This is a genomic window from Actinomyces sp. ICM39, assembly GCF_000282935.1.
GTDB lineage: Bacteria > Actinomycetota > Actinomycetes > Actinomycetales > Actinomycetaceae > Pauljensenia > Pauljensenia odontolytica_B.
The window spans coordinates 22806-31716 of sequence record NZ_ALCB01000105.1; the positions used below are offsets into that span (position 1 = coordinate 22806).

Here is an 8911-nt window from a genome sequence, read left to right on the forward strand (position 1 = left end):
CCTTTGGTACTGGGCTATTCTGTCGCACTCGGCGTGCTCGCGCTCTTCATTGACGAGGCCGGGGCTGGGACGGGTGGGCGGCGCAGGGGTGGGTCGAGGACGAAGGCTGTAGCGTCGACGCCTGGGACGAGGCGGTAGAGGGCGGCCGGGCGCCCGGCACCCTCGCGCACCGTGCCTCCCGTTGGCTCGATGAAAGATGCGGTTTTTGTTGCTTTGCGATGAAAATTGCGCGGGTCGAGCGCCGATCCCCAGATGGCTTCGTATGTGGTGCGCAGCTGTGTGATCGTGAACTCGGGGCCGCAGAAGGATGTGGCTAGGGGTGAGTATTCGATCTTGGAACGAGCGCGCTCCACGCCGTCCGCGAGGATCTGTGCGTGGTCGAAGGCGAGGGGCGAGGAGGGTGCAAGGAGCGCGTCGACGGGATGCCACAGGGTGCCCGCGGCGTCACCTCCCGCTTCGGTTGGTGAGAACGAGGGGGCGAGGAGGAGGTAGGCGACGGAGAGAATTGGCCCGCGCGGGTCGCGGCCTTCCGGTCCGTAGGAACGCAGCTGTTCGAGATGTCCTGGGGGCGTAATGCCGGTTTCCTCCTCAAGCTCGCGTGCTGCTGCCTCCTCGGTCTGTTCGCCCTCGCGCAGGAAGCCGCCGGGGAGTGCCAGGTGGTCCTTGAAAGGCTCGATTCCGCGCCGCACGACGAGGGCGTGGAGCGTGTGGTCGATGACCGTCAGGGCGACGATGTCGACCGCGACGGGAATGGTCAGGGGTGAGGTCATGGTGCAAGCCTAGCCTATTTGTGTCGAGTTGACAGTAAATGCGATGAGGGTTTATCGTCATCCTGACATAAACAAGTGGTTCGCCACCCAACCAAGGAGTCATCATGGGAACGCTTCACCACCACCCCTTCCTCATCCGCTACCAGGGAGGCGCCGGCGATCACGTCGTCCAGATCCGATCCGGACGCACGATCCGATCCGGAGTCGGCCAGTCCTTCTGGCTGCGAGCCGGCCGCTGCGCGCTCGCGGAGGTCCCCACAGCCAACCGCGCCCACAGCTTCCTCGTGCAGGCGACCACCGCGGATCAGCAGAACATCAACGCGCAGGTTGCCATCACCTACCACATCGAGGATGCAGAAGCCGCCGCCGCGCACTACGACTTCGGCCTGTACCCGCGTGAAGCGGGAGCCGACGCTCAGGGACTGTGGCAGATCGACGAGACCGTCACCCGCATCGCGTTCTCCGCCCTGGCCTCGGCAATTGGCGAGATGACGCTGACCGACGCCATTTCCGGATCCCTCGAACGGGTCGGAAGCGTGCTGGCCCAAGCCTTCGCGGATGATCATCAGCTGCGCACCACCGGCGTTGCCGTCGTCGATGCGCGCCTGCTGAGCCTGCGCCCGGACGAGGGGGTCGAGTCCTCCCTGCGCGCCCCGCTCCTCGAGCAGCTTCAGGCCGAGGCCGACCGCGCCCTCTACGAGCGCCGTGCCCTCGCCGTCGAGCGTGAATCTCAGATCTCCGAAAACGAGATGCAGTCCAAGCTCGACCTGGCCCGTAAACGCGCTGACCTGGTCGATCAGGAGGGCCACAACGCCCGGCGTGAGGCCGAAGAGAAGGCTGCGGCAGACGCGATCGAGGTGGAAGCGGAAGTTCGCCGCATCGTCGAAAAAGGCAAGGCATACGAGGCAGACTGGAACACTGCGGGGCGCGCCAGGATCGCGAACGACGCCGCATACATCCAGGCGCTCGCTGAGGCCGGGCCCGAAGTGGCGCGTGCCCTCGCACTCAAGGAAATGGCGAAGAACATGCCCTCCTTCGGGAACATCACCATCACCGCCGACGTGCTCAGTGATCTCGTGGCAGCCTTCACCGGCTCCGCAAAGGCGGGACAGTAGTCATGCGCCGCCGCGCCGTCGTCGTCCGACGCCCCACCGAGTTTGACGAGCTCATGGACCGCTACTCCACGCGCGGCCAGGTCGAATTCGTCCTGCGTAGCCGCGGGCGCACCCTCGAGTCCGTCGAGCGTGCGCACGAGTCTCACGTGGCAGCCCTGGCTCGCGTGCGTGCGGGTATCCCGGACGGGTGGGCGAGCGCCGACGTGGAGCGCGACTCCCTGTCGCGCTTCCTCTTCGCCCCCGAGGACGTCATCGTCGTCGTGGGACCTGACGGTCTGGTCGCCAACGTCGCCAAGTATGCGGGCGACCAGACCGTGGTCGGCGTCAACTCCGTCCCTCAGTCGAACGCCGGCGTCCTTGTCCGATGCACTCCCGACCAGGGGGTCGCGGCCCTCGGGCGCATCGAGGCGGGCACCGACCTGCGAGTGGATCAGCTGACGATGGTGCGAGCGACCGCCGACGACTCGCGCACGCTCACCGCCCTCAACGAGGTATTTGTTGGGCACCCGAGCCACCAGAGCGCCCGCTACGAGCTGGCCCTGGGGGCCACCGTCGAGCGGCAGTCCTCCTCGGGCGTTGTTGTCTCCACCGGGACCGGGGCGACCGGGTGGGGAGCATCCCTCAAGCGTGGCCGCCGCATGGGGGACCTGCCCGCGCCGACCTCGCGCTCGCTCGCGTGGTTCGTGCGCGAGGCATGGCCCTCGCCCTTCACCGGTGTCGAATACACCGAGGGGATCCTGGACGAGGGCGAAGACCTCGGCCTCGTCGTTGCTTCCGAATCCCTCGTCCTGTTCGGCGATGGCATGGAGTCCGACCGCCTGACCCTGACGTGGGGCCAAAGTGTGCGGATTTCGCGCGCCCCGCGTGCCCTGTCCCTCGTCGACCCCGCCGGCCTGGGGGAGGGGTGATCCTGTGGGCGTGCGTGCGGCGTTTTCTGGATAGGTTATGGAGTTCTGGATAGGTTACTAAGCTATCCAGAAGAGTTCTTCCTATCCAGAACAATGTTTCCTATTCAGTTCTCGTACTTGTGTGCTGCTGCAGAACAGGGGGCCGCCCAAAGTCATCTCTGTTTCTCGTCGAAACAGTTGGGGTATGCATGATCGCGCTGAGACTACGTGCTACTCGCGCGCACACCTCGTTCACTGTGTCGGGGGATGTCTGAGAGCGTGCCGATGGGGTTGATGACATCGCGCAGGGCAGCGGGGTGGCGCAAGGCGCGCATACGCGGATAGGTTACGAACATCCGGATAGGTTATGAAGATGTGGATAGGAAAATAAGCTATCCGGATGTGCATAACCTATCCATATGCGCACAACCTATCCGGATGTGCGCAGGGCAGGGGCACCTGGGCGTTGGGTCCCGTGAGTGAACGCCCGCGTGCCGCAAGCCCTACGCGGGAAGGACACCCCGCACGCGTAGCTGGTCCATGACGCGGTCGAGGGTCGCGCCCACCGGCTCGCGGACGATCAGATCAGCGTGCGCATCCGCCGAGGTCGGGGTGGCGTTCATGAGCACCAGGTGGTCCCCGGAGAAGTAGTCGATGAGGCCCGCCGCCGGGTAGACCACGAGGGATGTGCCCGCGACGATCAGCACGGACGCTCGCGCAATGGCGGACACGGCGGCCTCGATGACGCCCTGGTCGAGGCCCTCCCCGTACATGACGATGTCCGGGCGCATCTGCGAGGCGCACGAGGGACACGCGGGCACGGGATCCCCGTCAACCGTGACGGCATCGGCCAACGCAGCGACCGCCCCGCAGCTCGTGCACACAAGCCGCTCCCAGTTGCCGTGCAGCTCCCAGACGGTGCGCGACCCGGCCCGCTGGTGCAGGCCGTCGATATTCTGCGTGATGACCGCGTCCAGGCGCCCCGCGGCCTCCAGAGACGCCAGTGCCCTGTGCGCGCCGTTGGGTTCTACGGGACGGTAGATCTCGTGGAACCACTCCCAGTAGGCCTGCGGATGCCGCTCAAAGAAGTCGATGCTCAGCACCGTCTCCAGGGGAATCTCGCGCTCCTGAAAGTAGAAGCCGTTTGCCCCGCGAAAATCGGGGATCCCCGACTCGGTAGACACGCCCGCGCCGCCGAAAAACACGGTCGACGGTGACGTGGCGATCCATTCCGCCAGGGTAGAAACATCGTCGTTCATGAGGCCCTCCTCGCTCGCGCTACTCTCTCAGGATACGCCCGAGGCCGGGGCCCCACGTGGGAACCCCGGCCTCGAACAAACCTGAGAATCAGGCGAAGGTCAGCGCCTGGCGGGCGATCGCCAGCTCCTCGTTGGTCGGGTAGACGACGAGGGTGACGGCCGAGTCGGGAGCGGACACGATGCGCGGTTCCTTGACGCGGCCCTTGTTGGCCTCGACGTCGATCTTGACGCCGAAGGGGGCGAGGGCCTCGGCCAGCTCGCGGCGCACGTCGTCGTCGTTCTCGCCGATGCCGGCGGTGAAGGTGATGACGTCCAGGCCGCCCAGCTCAGCGGCGTAGGAACCCACGTACTTCAGCAGGCGGTTGATGTACACGTCCATGGCGGTACGGGCGCGCCGGGAAGCCTCGGGGTCGGAGGTGTTGTTGATGACCTCCCACACGGAGCGCATGTCGGACTCGCCGGTCATGCCCTTCATGCCGGACTTCTTGTTGAAGAGGGTGTCGACCTCGTCGACGGTCATGCCGGCGACGCGCTGTAGGTGGAACACGACCGCGGGGTCGATGTCGCCGGTGCGGGTGCCCATCATGAGGCCCTCGAGGGGGGTCAGGCCCATGGAGGTGTCGATCGGCTTGCCGTTCTTGACGGCGGAAGCGGACGCGCCGTTGCCCAGGTGCAGGACGATCTGCTTGAGGTCGTCGCGGCCCAGCATCTTCGAGATTTCCTGGGAGACGAACTGGTGGGAGGTGCCGTGGGCGCCGTAGCGGCGCACCGAGTACTTCTCGGCGGTCTCGGTCTCGAGGGCGTACAGGGCGGCCTTGTCGGGCAGCTGCTGGAAGAACGCGGTGTCGAAGACGGCGACGTGGGGGATGTCGGGCATGAGCTCGCGCGCCACGTCGATGCCCTTGAGGTGGGCGGGGTTGTGCAGAGGAGCCAGCGGGCACAGCTCTTCGATCAGGTTGCGGACCTCGTCGGTGATGAGGGCCGGGCCGTCGAAGTAACGGCCGCCCTGAACGACGCGGTGGCCGACGGCGAGGATGTTGGCCTCGGCCAGGGACGGGCCCTCCGTGTCGAAGAGGCGCAGGACCTCACGCATGCCGACGGTGTGGTCGGGAACCGGGAGCTCTTCCTTGGTGACGGCGTCGCCGTGCTCATGCTTGATGAGGCCGGTGGTGTCGCCGATGCGCTCGACGATGCCTTTGGCGATGGCGTCGCCGGTTTCGGGGTCGACGAGCTGGTACTTAATGGAGGAGGAGCCGGAGTTAATGACGAGAACGGAGGACGAGGACACGCGTTCGCCTTTCGAGTTGTGGGGATAGGAAAGAAAAAGTACGAGGCCGGGGCCCGTTTACGTTTAATGGTAACCGGACCCCGGGACCTCGGTCCCGTTCAGCCCTGGGCCTGGACGGCGGTCAGGGCGACGGTGTTGACGATGTCTTCGACGAGGGCGCCGCGCGACAGGTCGTTGACAGGCTTGTTGAGGCCCTGCAGAACGGGGCCGACGGCGACGGCGCCGGAGGAGCGCTGGACCGCCTTGTAGCCGATGTTTCCGGCTTCCAGCGAGGGGAAGACGAAGACGGTGGCCTTGCCGGCGACGTCGGAGCCGGGCAGCTTCTTGGAGGCGACGGCTTCGTCGACGGCTGCGTCGAACTGGATGGGGCCTTCGATGGCCAGCTCGGGGGCCTTCTCGTGGGCGAGGCGGGTGGCCTCGACGACGACGTCAACGTCGGGGCCGGAGCCGGAGGTGCCGGTGGAGTAGGAGAGCATGGCGACGCGCGGGGTGACGCCGAACTGGGCGGCGGTGCGCGCGGAGGTCACAGCGATGTCGGCCAGCTGCTCGGCGGTGGGGTTGGGGTTGACGGCGCAGTCGCCGAAGGCCCACACGCGGTCCTTCATCGCCATGAGGAAGATGGAGGAGACGACGGAGACGCCGGGAGCGGTCTTGATGATCTGGAAGGAGGGAACGATCGTGTGCGCGGTCGTGTGGGCAGCGCCCGAGACCATGCCGTCGGCGTCGCCCATGTGGACCATCATGGTGCCGAAGTAGGACACGTCGGTGACCTTCTCGCGGGCCTGCTCGAGGGTGACGCCCTTCTTGGCGCGCAGGCGCGCGAACTCCTCGGCGTAGCGCTCGAGGTAGGCGGGGTCGTTCACGGAGACGACCTGGGCGGCGCTCAGGTCGAGGCCGAGCTCGCCGGCGCGCTTGGCGACGTAGTCGGCGTCGCCCACGAAGGTGATGTCGGCGATGCCGGCGGCGAGAACCTGGGCGGCGGCCTGCAGGACGCGGTCGTCGTCGGGCTCAGGCAGGACGATGCGCTTGCGGTCGGCGCGGGCGCGCTCGATGAGGTCCGCCTGGAAGGCCAGGGGGGTGACCGCGGTGGGGGCAGCGGTACCGCGCAGGGTGGCGGCGGCCTCCTCGCCCAGCGGCAGGGTCAGGACGGGGACGTCGGCCTCGAGCGCGGGGGCACCACCGGTCAGGACGACGGCGACGACGGAGGCGGCAGCGGCCTTGGCGCGCAGGCGGGCGGCGGCGATCTCTTCGGCGAGGAGCTCGGCGCTGGCACCCTCGGCGTCGAAGGCGAGGATCACGCCGGCGCGGGTGGAGGCGGCGAGGTTCAGGTTCCAGGCCACGTGGTCGAAGGCACGGTTCGAGGCCTCACGGGCGGGGGCGATGAGCGCGTCGTCGCCGACGGCGCGGACGGCTTCGACCGCGGCGGGCAGAGCGGAGGCGGGACGGAGGGCGGCGTCGGTGGCCGTCGTGCCAGCCAGGGCGTCGACGGTGGCGACGCCGAGAACGCGGGCCAGCTCGTCAGTAGCGAGGGTGGCTGCCTCCGACGAACCGGGGGCGACGACAATAAAGCGGGACACTCGAATGCTCCTTTGGTGCGAGAAATATGTTGCGGGTCTCAGGGACCTTTGGACCAATATTAAACCCGCATGCCTCTTATTCCTATTCGTTTGCGTTCCTTTGTATGGACGAGGATGGGGCTGGGGTGGTGGTGTGGGCGCGTACGATCGTATGGTCGCGCGTGCTCGTGCGATAGGGTAGGGGCGTGAATATTGAGGAGAGGACCGTGCGCGCCCGGCTGGGCGGCTGGCTCGGCGGCGCCCTCAGCGCGGGTGGTGTTCTCGGTGTGATTGCGCTGGCTGTGACCGATCATCGCCACCGAGCGGTCATGTTGATGGTTGCTGTGCTCGTCGGCATGGCGGCGCTGCGCCTGTGGACGCCGGGACGCCCCTGGTTCGCGTCGCGTGCTCGCCTCATGGATGTTGCGGTGTACGTGATCCTCGCCGCGATAATTTGGTGGTTTGCCCCGTACGTGTCGACGCTTGCGGTGCGTTAAATCCCCGGAAAATGGCCGTTGAACGGGGATAACGTCCTCGCTACCGCGCTTTATTTATCACGTGATTTTTGCCGCATCTATCCCGAATCATGGCCACCGCTTCAAGTATTCGTAAAGTTCGGGCATGCTATGCGTGACCCATCATCCCTATTATCAAGGTGAAACACATGCGCGAGTTCCTGCGTAAATCCGGAATCCTCGTGTGGGTGATCGCTGCGATCATCCTCGCGACCGTCCTCGGATCCGTCCGTATTGGCGGCGACCACCTGGTTCCCGTCGAGATTGGCCGTATCTTTGCGACCTTCTCGGCGATCTTCAGCCAGTTCCTGTCCTTCTCGATCCCGCTGATCATCATCGGCCTCGTGACCCCCGCTATTGCGGACCTGGGCCGAGGCGCGGGCAAGTGGCTGGGTATCACGACGGCAATTGCCTACGCGTCGACGCTGTTCTCGGGCTTCCTCACCTACCTGGTGTGCGCCACGCTCTTCCCGCGCATCCTCGCCTCGACACAGCTGGGCGATGTGGCTGAGCCGGGTAGCGCCCTGGAGTCCTACTTCACGATCGAGATGCCCGCGCCGCTGCAGGTCATGACGGCGCTGCTCCTGTCCTTCGTCGTAGGCCTGGGCCTGTCGATGGTTCCGCGCGGCGTGCTGCGCAAGGGCTTCATCGAGTTCCGCGCCATCATCACGCGCCTTATTGAGACGATCATCATCCCGCTGCTGCCGCTGCACATCTTTGGCATCTTCCTGAACCTGACCTACACGGGTGAGGCGGCCTCGGTTATCCGCACGCTGCTGCGCGTTGTTGTTGTCGTGATCCTCCTCGAGGTCGTCATCCTGCTGACCCAGTTCTGCTTCGCTGGCGTCGTCGCGCGTCGTAACCCCATCAAGGCCCTGCTCACCATGATGCCGGCCTACCTGACGGCTCTGGGCACCTCTTCCTCTGCGGCTACCATCCCGGTGACGCTGCGTCAGACGAAGAAGAATGGAGTGTCCGACGCGGTTGCTTCCTTCACGATTCCGCTGTGTGCGACGATCCACCTGGCTGGCTCGACCTCGAAGATCTTCGCCTTCGCGTTCGCCATCGTCCTGACCCAAGGCCTGACTGTCTCGTCCCTGCAGTGGGTGGGCTTCATCTTCATGCTCGGCATCACGATGGTTGCCGCCCCCGGCGTTCCCGGCGGCGCCATCATGGCGGCCACGGGTCTGCTGAGCTCCATGCTGGGCTTCAACGACGCCCAGGTCGCGCTCATGATCGCCACCTACATCGCCCTGGACTCCTTCGGTACCGCCACGAACGTGACGGGCGACGGCGCGATCGCGCTCATCGTGGACCGCATGGCCCACGGCTCGATCGGCAACGAGGGCGACCCGGAGAACGCTCGCGAGCTGGCGTTTGACGGCATGGCCTACCTGGACCGCGTCTCCGTCGAGGGCGTTGTCAGCCCCGAGGAGCTGGCCGAGTCCGCCGCCCGCAATAGCAGCGAAACTGTCGCCTAGTCTCCAGTAACTGCGTGAGCGCGCGCCCGCCATTGTGGCG

Annotated in this window: 8 protein-coding genes; 4 read left to right on the forward strand and 4 right to left on the reverse strand. The window is 66.2% G+C overall.

What is annotated here, in order from left to right; translation table 11 throughout:
• Positions 1-14: 14 nt before the first annotated feature.
• Positions 15-770, reverse strand: a complete 756-nt coding sequence (locus HMPREF1137_RS06735) for an NUDIX hydrolase (RefSeq protein WP_007590285.1) — start codon at positions 768-770, stop codon at positions 15-17.
• Between the two features lie 104 nt (positions 771-874).
• Here HMPREF1137_RS06735 and HMPREF1137_RS06740 point away from each other — a divergent pair, with 104 nt between their 5' ends.
• Positions 875-1885: an SPFH domain-containing protein gene (locus HMPREF1137_RS06740; RefSeq protein ID WP_007590277.1), complete on the forward strand. Its 1011-nt coding sequence runs from the start codon at positions 875-877 to the stop codon at positions 1883-1885.
• A 2-nt stretch (positions 1886-1887) separates the two neighbouring features.
• Positions 1888-2793, forward strand: coding sequence for an NAD(+)/NADH kinase (locus HMPREF1137_RS06745; protein WP_007590271.1), 906 nt, complete (start codon positions 1888-1890; stop codon positions 2791-2793).
• A gap of 482 nt (positions 2794-3275) precedes the next feature.
• Here HMPREF1137_RS06745 and HMPREF1137_RS06750 read toward each other — a convergent pair whose 3' ends face one another.
• From HMPREF1137_RS06750 to pta, 3 genes are all read right to left on the reverse strand, one after another.
• Entirely contained in the window at positions 3276-4031 is a 756-nt protein-coding gene (locus HMPREF1137_RS06750; RefSeq protein ID WP_007590276.1) for an NAD-dependent protein deacylase, read from the reverse strand.
• 88 nt (positions 4032-4119) lie between these two features.
• Positions 4120-5319 (reverse strand): acetate/propionate family kinase, encoded by a 1200-nt coding sequence (locus tag HMPREF1137_RS06755; protein WP_007590306.1) that lies wholly within the window; start codon positions 5317-5319, stop codon positions 4120-4122.
• A gap of 98 nt (positions 5320-5417) precedes the next feature.
• Positions 5418-6896, reverse strand: coding sequence for a phosphate acetyltransferase (gene pta, locus HMPREF1137_RS06760; RefSeq protein WP_007590278.1), 1479 nt, complete (start codon positions 6894-6896; stop codon positions 5418-5420).
• Between the two features lie 185 nt (positions 6897-7081).
• On the opposite strand from pta, the gene HMPREF1137_RS06765 reads away from it, so the two are divergent.
• Both HMPREF1137_RS06765 and HMPREF1137_RS06770 read left to right on the forward strand, forming a co-directional pair.
• A complete protein-coding gene (locus HMPREF1137_RS06765) occupies positions 7082-7372 on the forward strand; it encodes a hypothetical protein (RefSeq protein WP_034497225.1) in 291 nt (96 codons plus the stop codon).
• A gap of 167 nt (positions 7373-7539) precedes the next feature.
• Positions 7540-8871, forward strand: coding sequence for a dicarboxylate/amino acid:cation symporter (locus HMPREF1137_RS06770; RefSeq protein WP_007590275.1), 1332 nt, complete (start codon positions 7540-7542; stop codon positions 8869-8871).
• Positions 8872-8911: the final 40 nt, after the last annotated feature.

Coding starts and splice junctions, on each gene's coding strand:
- HMPREF1137_RS06770 (WP_007590275.1), top strand. CDS start 7,540: ATGCGCGAGTTCCTGCGTAAATCCGGAATCCTCGTGTGGGTGATCGCT.
- HMPREF1137_RS06740 (WP_007590277.1), top strand. CDS start 875: ATGGGAACGCTTCACCACCACCCCTTCCTCATCCGCTACCAGGGAGGC.
- HMPREF1137_RS06735 (WP_007590285.1), bottom strand. CDS start 770: ATGACCTCACCCCTGACCATTCCCGTCGCGGTCGACATCGTCGCCCTG.
- HMPREF1137_RS06750 (WP_007590276.1), bottom strand. CDS start 4,031: ATGAACGACGATGTTTCTACCCTGGCGGAATGGATCGCCACGTCACCG.
- HMPREF1137_RS06745 (WP_007590271.1), top strand. CDS start 1,888: ATGCGCCGCCGCGCCGTCGTCGTCCGACGCCCCACCGAGTTTGACGAG.